Source organism: Amycolatopsis sulphurea (assembly GCF_002564045.1).
GTDB classification, from domain to species: domain Bacteria; phylum Actinomycetota; class Actinomycetes; order Mycobacteriales; family Pseudonocardiaceae; genus Amycolatopsis; species Amycolatopsis sulphurea.
The window spans coordinates 42,290-58,049 of the sequence record NZ_PDJK01000001.1; the positions used below are offsets into that span (position 1 = coordinate 42,290).

At 71.2% G+C, this 15,760-nt stretch carries 16 protein-coding genes and 1 pseudogene; 10 read left to right on the top strand and 7 right to left on the bottom strand.

The window, feature by feature from the left end; all coding sequences use genetic code 11:
* Positions 1-391: 391 nt before the first annotated feature.
* A complete protein-coding gene (locus tag ATK36_RS00210; protein WP_098509297.1) occupies positions 392-700 on the top strand; it encodes a DUF4193 domain-containing protein in 309 nt (102 codons plus the stop codon).
* 166 nt (positions 701-866) lie between these two features.
* Here the strand turns inward: ATK36_RS00210 and ATK36_RS00215 are convergent, their stop codons facing one another.
* Positions 867-1,352: a DUF3093 domain-containing protein gene (locus ATK36_RS00215; RefSeq protein ID WP_098509298.1), complete on the bottom strand. Its 486-nt coding sequence runs from the start codon at positions 1,350-1,352 to the stop codon at positions 867-869.
* Positions 1,353-1,376: 24 nt separating this feature from the next.
* On the opposite strand from ATK36_RS00215, the gene dut reads away from it, so the two are divergent.
* A complete protein-coding gene (gene dut / locus ATK36_RS00220; protein WP_098510208.1) occupies positions 1,377-1,868 on the top strand; it encodes a dUTP diphosphatase in 492 nt (163 codons plus the stop codon).
* Positions 1,868-2,518 carry a DUF3710 domain-containing protein gene (locus ATK36_RS00225; protein ID WP_098509299.1) on the top strand — a complete coding sequence of 217 codons (651 nt, stop codon included), beginning with the start codon at positions 1,868-1,870 and terminating at the stop codon, positions 2,516-2,518. The genes dut and ATK36_RS00225 overlap by 1 nt, the downstream gene beginning before the upstream one ends.
* 327 nt (positions 2,519-2,845) lie before the next feature.
* Here ATK36_RS00225 and ATK36_RS00230 read toward each other — a convergent pair whose 3' ends face one another.
* On the bottom strand, positions 2,846-3,571 hold the full coding sequence (locus ATK36_RS00230) for an alpha/beta fold hydrolase (protein WP_245914110.1): 726 nt from the start codon (positions 3,569-3,571) through the stop codon (positions 2,846-2,848).
* A gap of 103 nt (positions 3,572-3,674) precedes the next feature.
* On the opposite strand from ATK36_RS00230, the gene ATK36_RS00235 reads away from it, so the two are divergent.
* Together ATK36_RS00235 and ATK36_RS00240 are read left to right on the top strand one after the other, a co-directional pair.
* Positions 3,675-4,055 carry an OB-fold nucleic acid binding domain-containing protein gene (locus ATK36_RS00235; protein ID WP_098509300.1) on the top strand — a complete coding sequence of 127 codons (381 nt, stop codon included), beginning with the start codon at positions 3,675-3,677 and terminating at the stop codon, positions 4,053-4,055.
* 186 nt (positions 4,056-4,241) lie between these two features.
* Positions 4,242-4,913, top strand: a complete 672-nt coding sequence (locus ATK36_RS00240; RefSeq protein WP_098510210.1) for a DUF3159 domain-containing protein — start codon at positions 4,242-4,244, stop codon at positions 4,911-4,913.
* Between the two features lie 104 nt (positions 4,914-5,017).
* Here ATK36_RS00240 and ATK36_RS00245 read toward each other — a convergent pair whose 3' ends face one another.
* On the bottom strand, positions 5,018-5,674 hold the full coding sequence (locus ATK36_RS00245; RefSeq protein ID WP_098509301.1) for a potassium channel family protein: 657 nt from the start codon (positions 5,672-5,674) through the stop codon (positions 5,018-5,020).
* Complete coding sequence (locus ATK36_RS00250; RefSeq protein WP_098509302.1) at positions 5,674-6,339, bottom strand: potassium channel family protein; 666 nt, start codon at positions 6,337-6,339, stop codon at positions 5,674-5,676. The genes ATK36_RS00245 and ATK36_RS00250 overlap by 1 nt, the downstream gene beginning before the upstream one ends.
* Before the next feature lie 154 nt (positions 6,340-6,493).
* On the opposite strand from ATK36_RS00250, the gene ATK36_RS00255 reads away from it, so the two are divergent.
* On the top strand, positions 6,494-8,572 hold the full coding sequence (locus tag ATK36_RS00255) for an APC family permease (RefSeq protein ID WP_245914112.1): 2,079 nt from the start codon (positions 6,494-6,496) through the stop codon (positions 8,570-8,572).
* The gene (locus tag ATK36_RS00260; protein ID WP_098509303.1) at positions 8,569-9,759 is read left to right on the top strand and encodes a class I SAM-dependent RNA methyltransferase; all 1,191 of its coding nucleotides are present in this window, start codon (positions 8,569-8,571) and stop codon (positions 9,757-9,759) included. The genes ATK36_RS00255 and ATK36_RS00260 overlap by 4 nt, the downstream gene beginning before the upstream one ends.
* Before the next feature lie 4 nt (positions 9,760-9,763).
* Here ATK36_RS00260 and ATK36_RS00265 read toward each other — a convergent pair whose 3' ends face one another.
* Positions 9,764-10,807: an ABC transporter substrate-binding protein gene (locus tag ATK36_RS00265; protein WP_098509304.1), complete on the bottom strand. Its 1,044-nt coding sequence runs from the start codon at positions 10,805-10,807 to the stop codon at positions 9,764-9,766.
* A gap of 275 nt (positions 10,808-11,082) precedes the next feature.
* Here ATK36_RS00265 and ATK36_RS31875 point away from each other — a divergent pair, with 275 nt between their 5' ends.
* Entirely contained in the window at positions 11,083-11,391 is a 309-nt protein-coding gene (locus tag ATK36_RS31875) for an alpha/beta hydrolase (protein WP_170069523.1), read from the top strand.
* Positions 11,392-11,446: 55 nt separating this feature from the next.
* Here the strand turns inward: ATK36_RS31875 and ATK36_RS00275 are convergent, their stop codons facing one another.
* Positions 11,447-12,976 (bottom strand): APC family permease, encoded by a 1,530-nt coding sequence (locus tag ATK36_RS00275; protein ID WP_098510211.1) that lies wholly within the window; start codon positions 12,974-12,976, stop codon positions 11,447-11,449.
* Between the two features lie 79 nt (positions 12,977-13,055).
* On the opposite strand from ATK36_RS00275, the gene ATK36_RS00280 reads away from it, so the two are divergent.
* A complete protein-coding gene (locus ATK36_RS00280) occupies positions 13,056-13,247 on the top strand; it encodes a hypothetical protein (RefSeq protein WP_098509306.1) in 192 nt (63 codons plus the stop codon).
* A gap of 168 nt (positions 13,248-13,415) precedes the next feature.
* Entirely contained in the window at positions 13,416-15,332 is a 1,917-nt protein-coding gene (gene dxs, locus ATK36_RS00285; protein WP_098509307.1) for a 1-deoxy-D-xylulose-5-phosphate synthase, read from the top strand.
* A 43-nt stretch (positions 15,333-15,375) separates the two neighbouring features.
* On the opposite strand, the pseudogene ATK36_RS00290 reads toward dxs, so the two are convergent.
* Positions 15,376-15,702 (bottom strand): annotated as a pseudogene (locus ATK36_RS00290) (aldehyde dehydrogenase family protein); the annotation flags it as partial.
* Between the last annotated feature and the right edge of the window lie 58 nt (positions 15,703-15,760).

The following is a 15,760-nucleotide window of genomic DNA, read 5'->3' on the forward strand; positions in this document are numbered from 1 at the left end:
CGCCCCGAGCAGCCCTCCCCCGGAACCCCCGCGTCCCCGATCAGCCGATCGCACCACGACCGGCCGCGAAGGGGCAAGCGGACACGGCGGCCGGGTGCGCTTCGTGACGCGCGCGCAACCCGAACGGAGGATGTGCGTCTCACCTGCGCATTCCCCCTGCCGGGTGACGTGTGACGGGCATTGCCCGACTCGGTGCGGGGCGCGCCCGGCGGTGAGCTACCCTTCCCGGGCTCCGGCCGCGGAAAGCGGGCCCTGTCAGCTGAGACCTCGGTCACTGCGCGCGCCGGGCACAAACCGGGGCGCTGGAACGTTGACCAGCGGCACGACCGGATCCGGGTCCCGCCCGGACCGGGGTAGGACGACAAGCAGATTCGCAGGGGTGAGGGACACCATGGCTACCGACTACGACGCGCCGCGCCGCAGCGAAGCCGACGAGCTGGCCGAAGACTCGTTGGAGGAGCTGAAGGCCCGGCGCAACGAGAACCAGTCCGGCGTCGTCGACGTCGACGAGGACGCGAGCGCGGAGAACTTCGAACTGCCCGGCGCGGACCTGTCCGGGCTCTCGGGCGAGGACATGACGGTGAAGGTCGTGCCGAAACAGGCCGACGAGTTCACCTGCTCCGTGTGCTTCCTGGTGCACCACCGCAGCCGGCTCGCCGAGGAAAGCGGCGGGCGGCTGATCTGCCGCGACTGCGCCTGAGCCGTTCCGCGCGGGCGGACTTCGAAGGCCCGGCGTCGGCCGGGGAACGGGGATCAGGGAAACCACAGTCGCGACAGCGGGGGAACGCAGGTCGCACGAACCACTAACGAAAGGGACCGGCCCGCCGGGGCCGGTCCCTTTCGTTAGTCGTGTCCGGGCGGGCGGCTCAGCCGGCTTCGCGCAGCAGGTCCGCGACGCGCTGCGGGTGACGGGTGCTGAACAGCCAGTACGGGGTCGGGTCGGCCGGATCGGTCAGCCGGATCCGGACCGCGGGGCCCACCCAGCCGCGGTGCAGCACGAACGCCGAGGGATCGCCGTCGCGGCCGAGGGCGTGCCGTTTGGCGTCGCCGGTCAGCACCTCGATCTCGCCGGCGAAGCGCACCGGCAGGTGGGCCTCGCCCACCCACAGCTCCGGTTCGCCGCCGCCGGTCACCCGGACCCGGGAGCGGCCCAGCGACAGCAGCAGCGCCGCCATCACCAGTACGGCCACCGGCAGCGGGATCCACACCGGCACCGCCGGGTAGCCCAGGTGGATTTCGACGCCGAGCAGGACCGCCCCGAGCATCGGCAGGAGCCATCCCCACCACGGCACGTACAGCCGTTCGGAGTGCCGGAGGACGCCGGGCCCGGCGGTGTTCACGCGATCAGCCACGCGGCCAGGGTAGTCTCGCCGCCCGTGTCCAGCGTTCAGGTACTCCTCCAACGGCTCGATCCGGATGTCCCGCCGCCCGCCTACGCGCGGCCGGGCGATGCCGGCGCCGATCTCGTCACCACCTCGGATATCGTGCTCGGACCCGGCGAGCGCGGGGTCGTCGGCACCGGGGTGGCGATCGCGCTGCCGCCCGGGTACGCCGGGTTCGTGCATCCCCGCTCCGGGCTCGCCGCGCGCGTCGGGCTGTCGGTGGTGAACACGCCCGGCACGATCGACGCGGGGTATCGCGGTGAGATCCGGGTCTGCCTGATCAACCACGATCCGCGGGAGAAGCTGGTGCTCACCCGCGGCGACCGGATCGCGCAGCTGGTGGTGCAGCAGGTGGCGCGGGTGGAGTTCGTCGAGGTCGCCGAGCTGGGCGGCACCGAACGCGGCGCGGGCGGCTACGGCTCGACCGGCGGGCACGCCACACTGGTCCCCGACACGGAGCAGGCCGGGGAAGGAACGGAGAGCTAGTGGGGATTTTCGGACGCAAGCGCGGGTCCGGCGGCAACGGGCGCGGCCCCGGGACCGAGCCGGAGGAGACCGGCGCGGACGACGCGGTCGAACCCGGTGACCGGTTGTCGGAGACCTCGGACGGGCCGTTCGACGTCGCCGACGCCGAGGACGACGGCATCCCGCGGATCGACCTCGGCTCGGTGAAGGTGCCGGTGCCCGACGGTTCGCAGGTCCAGGTCGAGATGGACCCCGACGCGGGCGGGGTGCGCGCGGTGCACATCGTGACCGAGCACGGCCAGATCACCGTGAGCGGGTACGCCGCGCCGCGGTCGGGCGGGCTGTGGCGCGAGGTGAGCACGGAGCTGGGCGATCAGCTGCGCGCGGACGGGGCGAAGGTCAACGTCGGCCGCGGCGAGTGGGGCATGGAGCTGTCGGCCATCATCGGCGACGTCGCGCTGCGGTTCGTCGGTGTGGACGGCCCGCGCTGGATGCTGCGCGGCGTGATCGCCGGGCCGCAGTCCGCCGCGGCGCAGGCACCGGAGGTGCTGCGGGCCATCGTGCGCCGCACCGTGGTGGACCGCGGGGACTCGCCGATGCCGGTGCGGACCCCGCTGCCGATCACGCTGCCCGAAGCGGTCGCGCAGCACATCGCCGAACAGCAGGGCTGAAGCGTCACCGCGGTTTCAAGTCCGTGAAGGGGCCCTTCACGGACTCAGAGTCCGTGAAGGGCCCCTTCACAGACCTCCGCAGCGCAGGGCCCCGGCAAAGTTGGTCGTGGGCTCGTGATCAGCAGAGAGAGCCGTGGCGGCCCGACCGGTTTCGGGTCCGTGAGGGTGCCCCTGACGGACTCAGAGTCCGTGAAGGGGCCCTTCACAGCCCTCCGCAGCTACGCAGGGCTGTGAAGGGGCCCTTCACAGCCCCCTCCGCAGCTGCGCAGGGCCCTCCACGCCGACTCTGCCGACACCGTTGACTCTGAGTCAGTGAAGAGGGCCCCTTCACGGACTTCCCATCGCTCGAAGGGCGCGCAGATAGGCGAGCACGGTGGCGCGGCCCAGGGATTCGGGGTCCGCGCCGAGTGCGGCCAGCGTGGTCTCCACGTACTGCGCGCGCGGGAGCGCCCCGGCCCATTCGCGGGCCACGCCTGCCGGGTGGATCGGGTCGTCGGTGCACGCCCCGATCCCGGCGGGCACGGCCAGCCCCCGCAACGTTTCGAGGGTGGGCGCGGGCCTGCGGGCCGCGACGCGGAGCCCGGCCGCCAGCCCGGACCCGTGCCTCGGCCACGCCCGGCCCAGCTCCGCGGCGAGCCACGGCGGGCTGCCCGCTTCGGCTTGGGCCAGCGCGGCGGACACGCCGTGGGTGGCCACCAGATCCACGGTGAGCGTCGCAGACTGCGCGGCGGGTGCCTGGCCGGGTTCGCCGTGCCAGGCCGGGAGAGCGGCGAGCAGGCCCGCGCATCGGCCCGGATGCGCGACCGCCCACTCCGCGGCCAGATGCGCGCCGAAGGAGATCCCGCCGGCCAGCACCGGGCCGTGCTGCGCGGACAGCCGGTCCAGCGCCGCCAGGAACCCCTCCGCGAGCCCGGCGCCGGGTACCGGAGCAGGGGTGTGCAGCGGCACGCCGAGCGCGGCCAGCGGGCCGCAGAACACCGCGCGGACGAACACCTCGTCGGAGCCGGTGCCGGGCAGCAGCACGGCGGCCCGAACCGGGATCGCGGACGTCACGTTGCGATCTTGCCGCAAACCGGTTTCGCTTGCCGGGACCACAGCTACGCTGGAGACGCACGGGCCGCAGGATGTCGGCGGCCCCGGAGCACAGGAGCACACCATGCCCGCCAAGGACGGCGGCTACTTCAGCCGGCTGGTTCGCAAGCTGACCAGCGACGTCGAGGACCTCGACGCCGACGAGATGTCCGAACGGTCCGGGGCCGAGGGCGCGCAGCGGGCGTGCGACTGCCGCTCCGGCGAAGAGGTGACCGTTCTCGGCAGATTGCGCAGTGTGGAGCTGTGCCCGACCGACGGTGCGGCGACCCTTCAGGCGGAGCTGTTCGACGGCACTCAGGGCGTGACGCTAATCTGGCTCGGCCGACGCCGGATTCCCGGCATCGAGCCCGGTCGCACCGTCAAGGTCCGCGGCCGGATGGCCGAACGGGACGGGCAGAAAGTGCTCTACAACCCGTACTACGAACTCCAGAGCCCCGTAGGGTGATCGACTCTCGTGACTGAACCTGCCCCGCACGACCGCCGGCCCGTGCCCGGCGCCGACGCGACCCCGTCCGCCGCGCCCGGAGCCGAGACACCGGGCGCCGAGACGCCGGGAGCCGAGGTGCCCGGCACCGGGGCACCGGCTTCCACAGCGGCCGGCGAGGCGAAGGAACCGGACGCCAAGCCGACCATGCTGGACCAGATGGGCGGGACCGCCGGCCTGTTCTACTCCTCGCTGCCGGTGATCTTCTTCGTCCTGCTCAACTCCCTGTTCGGGCTGACCGTGGCGATCTGGGGCTCCCTCGGCGGCGCGGTGGCCATCACCGTGCTGCGGATGGTGCGCAAGGAGCCGCTGCAGCCGGCCATCTCCGGGTTCTTCGGGGTGGCGATCGCGGCCTTCATCGCCTACCGCACCGGCTCGGCGAAGGGGTTCTTCCTCTTCGGCATCTGGACCAGCCTGCTCTACTGCGGGGTGTTCGTGGCCTCCATCCTGGCGCGCTGGCCGCTGGCCGGGGTGGCCTGGAACGCGCTGAACGGCAAGGGCACCGCCTGGCGCAAGGACAAGGTCTCGATCCGCGGCTACGACATCGCCACGCTGGCGCTGGCGCTGGTCTTCGCGGCCCGGTTCGTGGTGCAGCGCTGGCTCTACGACAGCGACTACACCGGCTGGCTGGCCTTCGCCAAGATCGCGATGGGCTACCCGCTCTACGCGCTGGGCCTGCTCGTGGTCGTCTGGGCGGTGCGCCGTTCGGACAAGCGGCTCAAGGCGCTCGCCGAGACCGCGCCTGTGCCGGAGACCGACGCCGAGGCCGAAGACCGCCTGCGCCGCAAATACGCCCAGTCACCGACCCCCGACGCTTGACCCCCTCCTGATCGCACGGCTGTGAAGGGGCCCTTCACGGACTCAGAGTCCGTGAAGGGCCCCTTCACAGCTTTTCGGCAGGGGGGCGGGCAGAGGGGGCGGGCTCAGTAGCCGAGGGCGGAGCGGATCTCCGGTTCCACGTCCGAGGTCGCCACGAACAGCAGTTCGTCGCCGGGCTCCAGCGGGTCCTCCGGCTGGGGCACGATGACCCGGTCCCCGCGCAGAATGGTGACCAGCGCCGCGTCCCGCGGCAGGGCCAGCTCGCTCACCGGACGCCCGGCCAGCGGCGTCTCCGCGGGCAGGGTCAGCTCCACCAGGTTCGCCTGGCTCTGGCGGAAGGTCATCAGCCGCACCAGATCGCCGACGCTCACCGCCTCCTCGACCATCGCGGCGAGCATCCGCGGGGTGGACACCGCCACGTCCACGCCCCAGGCGTCGGTGAACAGCCACTCGTTGCCGGGGCTGTTCACCCGCGCCACCACCCGGCGGACCGCGAACTCGGTCTTCGCCAGCAGGGACACCACGAGGTTGGCCTTGTCGTCCCCGGTCGCGGCGATCACCACGTCGCACTGCTCGATCCCGGACTCCTCCAGGATGGAGACCTCGCAGGCGTCGCCGAGCACCCAGTCGGCCTGGGGCACCGACTCCGGTTCGAACTGACCGGCCTCCCGTTCGATCAGCATCACCTGGTGATTGCCGTCGATCAGCTCGGTGGCGATGGACTGCCCGACGGCGCCCGCGCCGGCGATCGCGACCCGCATCAGTTCTCCTCCTCCGGGGCCCGCGCGGCCACGCTCGTCACATCGCCGACGGTGCCCGATCGCGCCGCCACCCAGACCACGTCGTCGGCCTGCACCACGGTCTTGCCGTCCGGCAGCACGCCGGTGCCGAAGCGCATGATGAACGCCACCCGGGCACCGGTCGCCTCCTGCAGCGAATGCACGCTCTGGCCCACCCAGCCCTCGTGCAGCGGCAGCTGCAGCAGCGCCACGTTGCCGGAGGGATCGCGCCAGGCCGAGGCCACGCCGTCGGGCAGCAGGGTGCGCAGGAACCGGTCGGTGGTCCACGGCACGGTGGCCACGGTCGGGATGCCGAGCCGCTCGTACACCGCGGCCCGTTTGTGGTCGTAGATCCGCGCGACCACATGCTCCACACCGAAGTTCTCGCGCGCCACCCGGGCGGAGATGATGTTGGAGTTGTCGCCGCTGGACACCGCGGCGAACGCGCCGGCCCGTTCGATGCCGGCCTGGATGAGCACCTGCCGGTCGAACCCGATCCCGACCACCTGCTCGCCGTGGAAGTCGCTGCCCAGCCTGCGGAAGGCCTGCTGGTTCTTGTCGATGATGGCCACGTCGTGGCCGAGCCGCTCCAGCGCCGCGGCCAGGGAAGCGCCGACCCGGCCGCATCCCATGATCACCACGTGCACGCTCAGCCTCCTTGCGGGGTATGGATGACCCGCGGTTCCGGGTACCCTCTGACACCAGCGCCGAACCTACCCTGCCCGGGGCCGGGCGGGTCCACCGTCCTCCCCTCCGCCGCCCTGAAATCGGCAGGCGCCGCTCCGCTGTAGATTCCTGACTGTGTCGAAGTTCCCGACTGTGCTGAAGCGGCTGGTCCTCGGGCGCCCGTTCCGCAGCGACCGGCTGGCCCACACCCTGCTGCCGAAGCGCATCGCCCTGCCGATCTTCGCCTCCGACGCGCTGTCCAGCGTGGCGTACGCGCCGGAGGAGATCTTCCTGACCCTGAGCTTCGCCGGCCTGTCCGCGTACGCGTTCGCGCCGTGGATCGGGGTGGCCGTCGCGCTGGTGATGCTGACGGTCGTCGCCTCCTACCGGCAGAACGTGCACGCCTATCCGAGCGGGGGCGGTGACTACGAAGTCGCCGGGACCAACCTGGGCGGCAGGTTCGGCCTGACCGTGGCGAGCGCGCTGCTGGTGGACTACGTGCTCACGGTCGCGGTGTCGACCTCCTCCGGGGTGGCCAACATCGGCTCGGCGATTCCCTGGGTGGCCGAGCACAAGGTGCTCGCGGCGGTGGTGATCGTCGCGGTGCTCAGCGCGCTGAATCTGCGCGGAGTACGCGAATCGGGCAAAGCGTTCGCGATTCCCACCTACGGGTTCATCCTGGGCATCCTGGTGATGGTGGCCTGGGGTCTGGTGGAGGCGGCCACCGGCACCGAGATGCGGGCCGAGAGCGCGGGCTTCCAGCTGCACTCGGAGGGCGACTGGACCGGGTTCGCGTTCGTCTTCCTGATCCTGCGCGCGTTCTCCTCCGGCGCCGCCGCGCTGACCGGGGTCGAGGCGATCAGCAACGGCGTGCCCGCCTTCCGCAAGCCGAAATCCAAGAACGCGGCCACCACGCTGCTGCTGATGGGTGTGCTCGCGGTGACCATGCTGGTCGGCATCATCACCCTCGCGGTGATCACCCGGGTGAACTTCGCGGACAACCCGGCGCAGCAGCTGCAGGGCGCGCCCGCCGGGTACGAGCAGAAGACCATCGTGGCGCAGATCGCGCACGCGGTGTTCGCGGACTTCCCGCCCGCGTTCTACTACATCTCCTTCTCCACCGGCATCATCCTGCTGCTGGCCGCGAACACCGCGTTCAACGGGTTCCCGGTGCTCGGCTCGATCCTCGCCCAGGACCGGTACCTGCCGCGGCAGCTGCACACCCGCGGGGACCGGCTGGCCTTCTCCAACGGCATCCTGTTCCTGGCGGTGTTCGCGCTGGTGCTGATCATCGCCTTCGACGCCGAGGTGACCCGGCTGATCCAGCTCTACATCGTGGGTGTGTTCGTGTCCTTCACGGTGAGCCAGACGGGCATGCTCCGGCACTGGAACCGGTTGCTGGCCCGGGAGACCGACCCCGCCGTGCGGCGGCGGATGCGCCGCTCGCAGACGGTGAACGCGATCGGCCTGACCATGACCGGCACCGTGCTGGTGATCGTGCTGATCACCAAGTTCCTGCTCGGCGCGTGGATCGCGATCGCCGCGATGGTGGCGATCTTCGTGCTGATGACCGCGATCCGCAAGCACTACGACCGGGTGGCCGAGGAGCTCAAGGAACTCGACGACACCCCGACCGTGCTGCCCTCGCGCAATCATGCGATCGTGCTGGTGTCCAAGTTGCACCGGCCGACGCTGCGGGCGCTGGCCTACGCCAAGGCGATGCGCCCGGACGTGCTCGAAGCGGTCACCGTGAACGTGGACGACGCGGACACCCGGCGGCTCACCCAGGAATGGGAGGAGCACAAGTTCAAGGTGCCGCTCAAGGTGGTCGAGTCGCCGTACCGGGAGATCACGAAACCGGTGCTGGAGTACGTGAAGCGGGTCCGCGGCGCGAACCCGCGCGACGTGGTCACGGTGTTCATCCCGGAGTACGTGGTCGGGCACTGGTGGGAGCAGGTGCTGCACAACCAGAGTGCGTTGCGGCTCAAGGGCCGGCTGCTGTTCCAGCCCAGCGTGGTGGTGGCCAGCGTGCCGTGGCAGCTGGAGTCCTCGGCGAAGGCCGTGGCCCGCGCGCGGCGAACGCGGCCGGCCGCCGGTGACGTGCGCCGCGGGTTCGGGCCGGGCGGCCCGAACCCGCCCGCGGGATCGAACGCTGCGGGATCGAACAAGGGCGGAACCCCCTCCGCCGGAACCGACAAAGAAAGCACGGAATGAGCGAGAACTGGCTGGGCCGGACTCTGGAGCTGGAGATCGGCCCGGTGGCGCACGGCGGGCACTGTGTGTCCCGAGTGGACGGACGGGTGGTGTTCGTCCGGCACGGGCTGCCCGGTGAACGCGTGCGGGCGGAGGTGACCGAGGACAAGGGCGGTGCGTTCTGCCGGGCTGACGCGCTCGAGGTCCTCACGGCGTCGGCGCATCGGGTCACCCCGCCCTGCCCGCTGGCCGCGCCGGGTGGATGCGGTGGCTGCGATTGGCAGCACGCGGATCCGGGCTACCAGCGGGAACTGAAGGCGGCCGTGGTGGCCGAGCAGCTGCAGCGGCTGGCCGGCATCTCCCGCGAAGTGGTCGTGGAACCGCTGGACGGCGGCCCGCTCGGCTGGCGTACGCGGGTGCGGCTGGTGGCCGGGCGAGATGGTCGCGCAGGCTTGCGCGCGCACCACAGTCATCGCGTGATTCCGTTGGACGACTGCCCGATCACGGTGCCGGGCGCGCTGGCGCAGCCGCTGTCGAAGCGATGGAAGCCGGGTACGGAGCTGGAAGTGACCAGCGACGGCGACAGCCGGGTCCACGTGCGCGAACTGTCCACAGTGCACGGACGTACCCGTGGCCGTCAATTGTCCGGTGGCGAGGCCGTACAGCATGCCGCGGATCGCGACTGGCGGTTGGACGCCCACGGCTTTTGGCAGGGGCACCCGCTCGCCGCCGACACCTTCGCGCGGCTGGTCGCGAAGTGGGCCGAGGTGCCGCAAGGCGGGGTGGCGTGGGATCTCTACGCCGGTGTCGGCCTGTTCGCCTCGGTGCTCGCCGAGCAGGCCGGGCCGGAAGGCCTTGTGTACGCGGTGGAATCGGGTCGCCGCGCGGTGTCCGACGGCGAGCGGAACCTCGCCGATCTGCCGCAGGTGCGGTGGCAGGCCGGTCGCGTGGAACACGTGCTCGCGGACGCTCCGAAGCCGGTCGACGTGGTCGTGCTCGATCCGCCGCGCAGGGGCGCCGGCCGTGCGGTCGCGGACGCGGTGGCCGAGGGCGAGCCGGACCGGATCGTGTACGTGGCCTGTGATCCGGCCGCGCTCGCCCGGGATGTGGCGTACTTCGCCGAGCACGGCTACTCGCTCACCGAGCTGCGCGCCTTCGACGCGTTCCCGATGACGCATCACGTGGAATGCGTGGCGCTGCTGCAATAGCGCGTCAGCGGGCGAGTGCGGCGGCGAGCTTCGGTACGCACTCCTGCAGCCCGTACGGCACGCTCAGCGCGGTCGGGAAGGCGAGCGCGATCGCCGTGGTCATGTCCAGCGGCACGTACGCGCCGCGTTGCACGGCAGGGATGCGCTGGAACAGCGGCTCGGCCTCCAGGCGCTTGCGGCTCTCCGGCGTGGCGTACGTCAGGACGAGCACGTCGGCGTCGAGCAGGTCGAGCCGTTCCGGGCTGATCTGCGAGCGGCCGGGGATCGAGGTCTGCGGCAGTGAGGTGACCTTCGGTGACAGCACGAGTCCCAGCTGTCCCAGGAACAGCGCGGACGAGTCCTGTGTGCTGCTGATGGTGGTGACCGTGCCGTCCGCGACCACCGGGCCGATGGTGAAGGTCCGGCCGGCGAACCCGGGATGGGCCTGTTTCGCCGCGGTGATCCGGTGTTCCACGTCGGTGACGAGCCGTTCGGCGTCGGCGGACCGGCCGAGCGCGGCGCCGATCCGGCGGATGGTGACCTGCCAGGTGTCCTTGTTGTAGCCCTCCGCGGGCGAGATCGTGGGCGCGATTCCGCTGAGCGTCCGGTAATCGCGGGCCAGAGTCGACCGGTCGGTACCGAGGATGAGGTCCGGGCGCGCCGTGGCGATCCGCTCGAACGGCAACTCCACGTCGGCGAACAGCTCGGGCAGGCGGTCCCCGGCGCGCGCCTTGAGCCACGGCGAGAGCCCGCCCGGCAGGAACTTGCTCAGATCCGGGGTGAGCAGGGGAGTCACCCCGAGCGCCACGGCCGCGTCGGTATCGCGGTACTGGCCCACCGAAACGACCCGCTCCGGCCGCCGCGGCACGGTCGCGGTGCCCTGCACTCCGCGCACGTCGACCGGGTAGCCCGGGCCGGCCTCGCCTTCGGGCGCGCCGGAGCGGCCGCTGCAGGCGGCGAGCGTGGCGGTGGCGGACAGCGCCGTCGCGGCCCGCAGGAAATCCCGCCGTCCGAGGCCTGTGCGGGGCAGCTGGGGACGGGCGGCGTCGGCGGATCTCCAAGCAGGCATGCGCGGATATTAGGTAAGGTTTGCCTGACTTGCAACCCTTGGGAGTGTGCCCGGTGTGACCGTGCTCATAAAATGAGCCGGTGAGAACCCTGCCTCAGGGGCACACTGGCCAGGGTTCCGGCAAAGTTGTGTCGGGGACCCGGCAGTGGGCGATGCGGAGGTGTGTGCGACCACCTCGTGGCGTGCGCCGGACCGGTTTCGGGTCCGTGAAGGGGCCCTTCACGGACTCAGAGTCTGTGAAGGGCCCCTTCACGGACCTCCACACCGACTTTGCCGTGCGCGCAGCCGGCTCCTTCCTGGCCGGGAGCGCCGGCACGAGTGCCGAATGCGCCTCGGTGACCGTGCCGGTCGACTACCAGCCGGGCCGGAGCGAGCTGCAGCTCGTCGGGCACCAGTCCGAATCCGTGACCCCTTATTCCGGGACGACGGAAATGCAGCGGCGCATGGGCGGATCGCTGCTGACGGTGAAGGACGACAGGCACGGCTCGCTGGTGAAACTGCCGTATGCGAGCGAAGTGGTCCGATTCTCCGAAGCCGGGCAACCGGGACCGGCAGCTGCGCCGGTCCCGGAGCCGCGGCCGTGACCCTCGGTCCGGCTGACCGGCTTCGCTGAGGAGACCGTCCTGCCCAGGGGCAGGACTACCGGGAAACCTCTTCCGGCCCGCCCGCGACCGGGGCGGCGTGGTCGGCCAGCACCCCGATCCGGTGCCGTTGCACGAACCAGTAGTAGGCGAAGCCTCCGGCCGCGAACACGCCCACGAACAGCACCGAGATCCATTGCAGATACCAGTGATACGGCGGGGACGCGTTGTAGATCTCGTTGCGCGGCCAGGCCAGGTCGATCGTCATCGCGCCGCCCCAGAGCACGGCGAGCACGTTCGCCGGCAGGCCCCAGCGGCCGAGGGAGAACCGGCCCGCCGGGGCGTCCTTGCGTGGCCAGCCGCCGCGTAGTCTGCGGACCAGCATGGGCACCGTCACCAGCAGGTAGGACAGGTAGATCAGGATGATCGCCAGGCTGGTCACGGCGGAGAAGATCTGCGTCGAATCGATGTTGACCAGCAGCAGCGCGATCGCGAGCACGCCGATCACGATCGCGGGCAGCACCGGGGCGCCGGTCTTCTTGTTGACCCGGGCCAGTTTCGAGCCGCCGGGCAGCGCGTTGTCCCGTGCCATCGCGAAGGCGATCCGGATCGCGGCGGTGTGCACCGCCAGCACGCACACGGTGATCGCGATGAACACCACGAACAGGAACATCCGGCCGACCGCCGGACCCAGCGCGTCGGTGAGCACGTATTGGAGGCCGACGGTGCCGAGTTCGGGTGCGTGGATGTCGCCGACCGCCATCAGCGCGAACAGGATGATCAGCCCGCCCAGCAGGAACGAGGCGATCAGCGCGCGCATGATCGCCTTCGGCGCGTTGCGGTGCGGATTCAGCGATTCCTCGCCGAGCGACGCCGCGGTGTCGAAGCCGTACATCACGTACGAGGAGGCGATGCCCGCGATGAGGAACGCGCCGAGATAGCCGCCCGCGTGTCCGGCGCCGGTGCCGTTGGTCTCGGTCACCACGCCCGGCCCGCGCACGAAGTGGAAGGCCAGGAACACCACCAGCAGCACCGCGAACAGCAGCTCCACGAACACCCCGGCGCTGTTGATGCGGGCCATCAGCTTGACGCCGAACGCGTTGACCAGCGTCGTGAACACGATCAGCAGGGCGGCCAGCAGCACGCCGTTGGCCGCGTCGCTGGTGCCCGTGCCGTCGCCGATGAACTGGAAGAACGACGAGATCTGCGGCAGCGTGCGCTGGTACGCCAGCGCGGTCGCGGAGATCGAGACGATCGAGGCGAGCAGCATCATCCAGCCCGCCATCCAGGCCAGATGCGGGTTGCTGAGCTTCTTCGCCCAGTTGTAGACCGAGCCCGCCACCGGATACTGCGCGGCCAGTTCGGCGAAGCACAGCGCCACCATCAGCTGGCCGGCGAAGACCGCGGGCCAGGACCACCAGTACGCCGGCCCGCCCTCGGAAAGACCGAGGTAGGACAGCTGGAAGACGCCGGTGAGCACCGAGATGTAGCTGATCCCGGCGGCGAAGGTGTGGAAGCCGCCGAGGGTTCTCCTGAGCTGGTTGGTGTAGCCGAACTCGTTCAGTTCACGGTCGCCGGAGTCGCTCAACGGCACGGTTCCTTCCGGTGGGGATCGGGGTTCGCGGGTTCCGGAGCGAGGCGCCCGGGGGTCCCCGGCAGGGAAGCCGGTGCTCCACGCCGTGCGGCCGGTTCGCCGCGGGCCGGGCGGCCGCGCGGACCAGAGCGGCCTCCGCCGGACGGCGGGTCTCGCTTCGCCCGCCTGCGCGCGCATCCACCCGTTCGCCGTCGATGGGCACCTCCACCATGGGATCCTCTCGTACCGGGTGATCGAAGGGGAGTATTTCGGCGACGCGGGGTGACCGCGCGCTGGCCGGGCGAGGCCACAATTCGCCTGGTCGTGCAGTTGCTCTCACGTGGGACGGTGTGACTCGCGCCGCCGTGGGCGTGGCGGCGCTGGCGGGCGTCCGTAGACTGGCCCGAACCGGCGGACGAAGCGGACAGCGAGCGGGAACGGACGAGGTGGAGCTGTGACGATGCTGGACTCGGTGCGGGGACCGGCGGACCTGAAGCGCATGAGCGTCGAGGACCTCGGCGAGCTGGCGGCCGAGATCAGGGACTTCCTCGTCGACAAGGTGCGCCGCTCCGGCGGGCACCTCGGGCCGAACCTCGGGGTGGTGGAGCTGACCCTGGCCCTGCACCGGGTGTTCGACTCGCCGCGGGACGCGATCATCTGGGACGTCGGGCACCAGTCCTACGTGCACAAGATCGTGACCGGCCGGCACCCCGGCTTCGACCGGCTGCGCCAGGAGGGCGGCCCGACCGGGTACCCGTGCCGCGGCGAGAGCGAGCACGACCTGGTGGAGAACAGCCACGCCTCCACCGCTCTGTCCTATGTGGACGGTCTGGCGAAGGCCTTCGAGCTGGCCGGCGGGCCGCGCCGGCACGCGATCGCGGTGGTCGGCGACGGGGCGCTGACCGGCGGGATGTGCTGGGAGGCGCTGAACAACATCGCCGCGCACAAGGATCGCCCGCTGGTCATCGTGGTCAACGACAACGGCCGGTCCTACTCGCCGACCATCGGCGGGATGGCCGACCATCTGGCCGCGCTGCGGCTGCAGCCCGGCTACGAGCGGCTGCTCGACGGCGGCCGCGAGATCCTGCGCAGCACGCCGGTGGTGGGCAAGCCGCTCTACGCCGCGCTGCACGCCGCGAAGGCCGGCATCAAGGACGCGCTGAGCCCGCAGGTGATGTTCTCCGATCTGGGCCTGAAGTACCTCGGCCCGGTGGACGGGCACGACCTGGCCGCGCTGGAGAAGGCGTTCCAGAGCGCGCGTGCCTTCGGCGGCGCGGTGATCGTGCACGTGGTCACCGAGAAGGGCCACGGGTACGCGCCCGCGGTGAACCACCAGGCCGACCAGATGCACCAGACCGATCCGATCGATCCGGAGACCGGCCTGCCGCCGGTGAAGGGCCCGAGCTGGACCGGGGTGTTCGGCGAAGAGCTGGTGAAGATCGGCGCGGAGCGCGAGGACGTGGTGGCGATCACCGCGGCGATGCTGCGCTCGACCGGGCTGGAGAAGTTCGCCGAGCGGTTCCCGGACCGCTGGTTCGACGTGGGCATCGCCGAGCAGCACGCGGTGACGTCGGCGGCCGGGCTCGCGATGGGCGGCTACCACCCGGTGGTGGCGGTGTACTCGACGTTCCTCAACCGCGCGTTCGACCAGGTGCTGATGGACGTGGCCCTGCACCGCCAGCCGGTCACCCTGGTGCTGGACCGGGCGGGCATCACCGGCCCGGACGGCCCGAGCCACCACGGGATGTGGGACCTGTCGTTGCTGGGCATGGTGCCCGGGATGCGAGTGGCCGCCCCGCGTGACCCGGGCACGCTGCGCGAGGAGCTGCGCGAAGCGGTCGCGGTGCAGGACGGCCCGACCGCGCTCCGCTTCTCGAAGGGCAGCGTCGGCCCGGACGTACCCGCCGTGGAGCGTCTGGGCACGGTTGATCTCCTGCGTCGTCCGCAGGGCTCGACAGACGTGCTGCTGGTCGCTGTGGGCGCGTTCGCGAAGCTCGCGCTGGCGGCTGCGGGCCGGCTCGCGGATCAGGGCATCGGCGTCACGGTGGCCGACCCGCGCTGGGTGGTCCCGGTGCCTGCGGAGCTGGTCGCGCTGGCCGAGCAGCACAAGCTCGTGGTGACGGTGGAGGACAGCGGACGCCATGGCGGCTTCGGCTCCGCGTTGGCCGCGGTACTGCGCGACGCGGACTGTGACGTCCCGCTGCGTGATCTGGCGGTGCCACAGTCGTTCCACGAGCACGGCTCGCGGGACGAGGTGCTGGACCGGATGGGCCTGACCGCGCAGGACGTGGCCCGCCGGATCACCGAATGGGCGTCCGGCCGCCTGGGCAGCGACGTGTCCGCGACGGCGGACGAGCAGCCCCGTACCTGACCGCTGCCCGGTTCGGGGGCGAAGGTGGCACACCTTCGCCCCCTTACGCGAAGCGTGTCATCACGTGCTTTATACGGGTGTACTCGGCGAAGGAATACGCTGAGAGGTCCTTGCCGTGCCCGGAATGGTCGTAGCCGCCGTGAGGCATCTCCGCGGCCAGTGGGCCGCGGGTGTTGACCCATACGCAGCCGAAGTCCAGCTCTCGTGACAGGCGGTGCACGCGGGCGACGTCGTTGGTCCACACCGACGAAGCCAGGCCGTACGGGACGCCGTTGGCCATTTCGAGCGCTTCGGTCTCGTCGGTGAACGGCTGTACGGTCAGCACGGGCGCGAAGACTTCTTCCTGCACCAGCTCGTCGTCCTGGCGCAGCTTCAGCAGTGCTTCCTGGTGTTGCAGCGGAGTTACTGCTTCGCCAGCTTCGAAACGC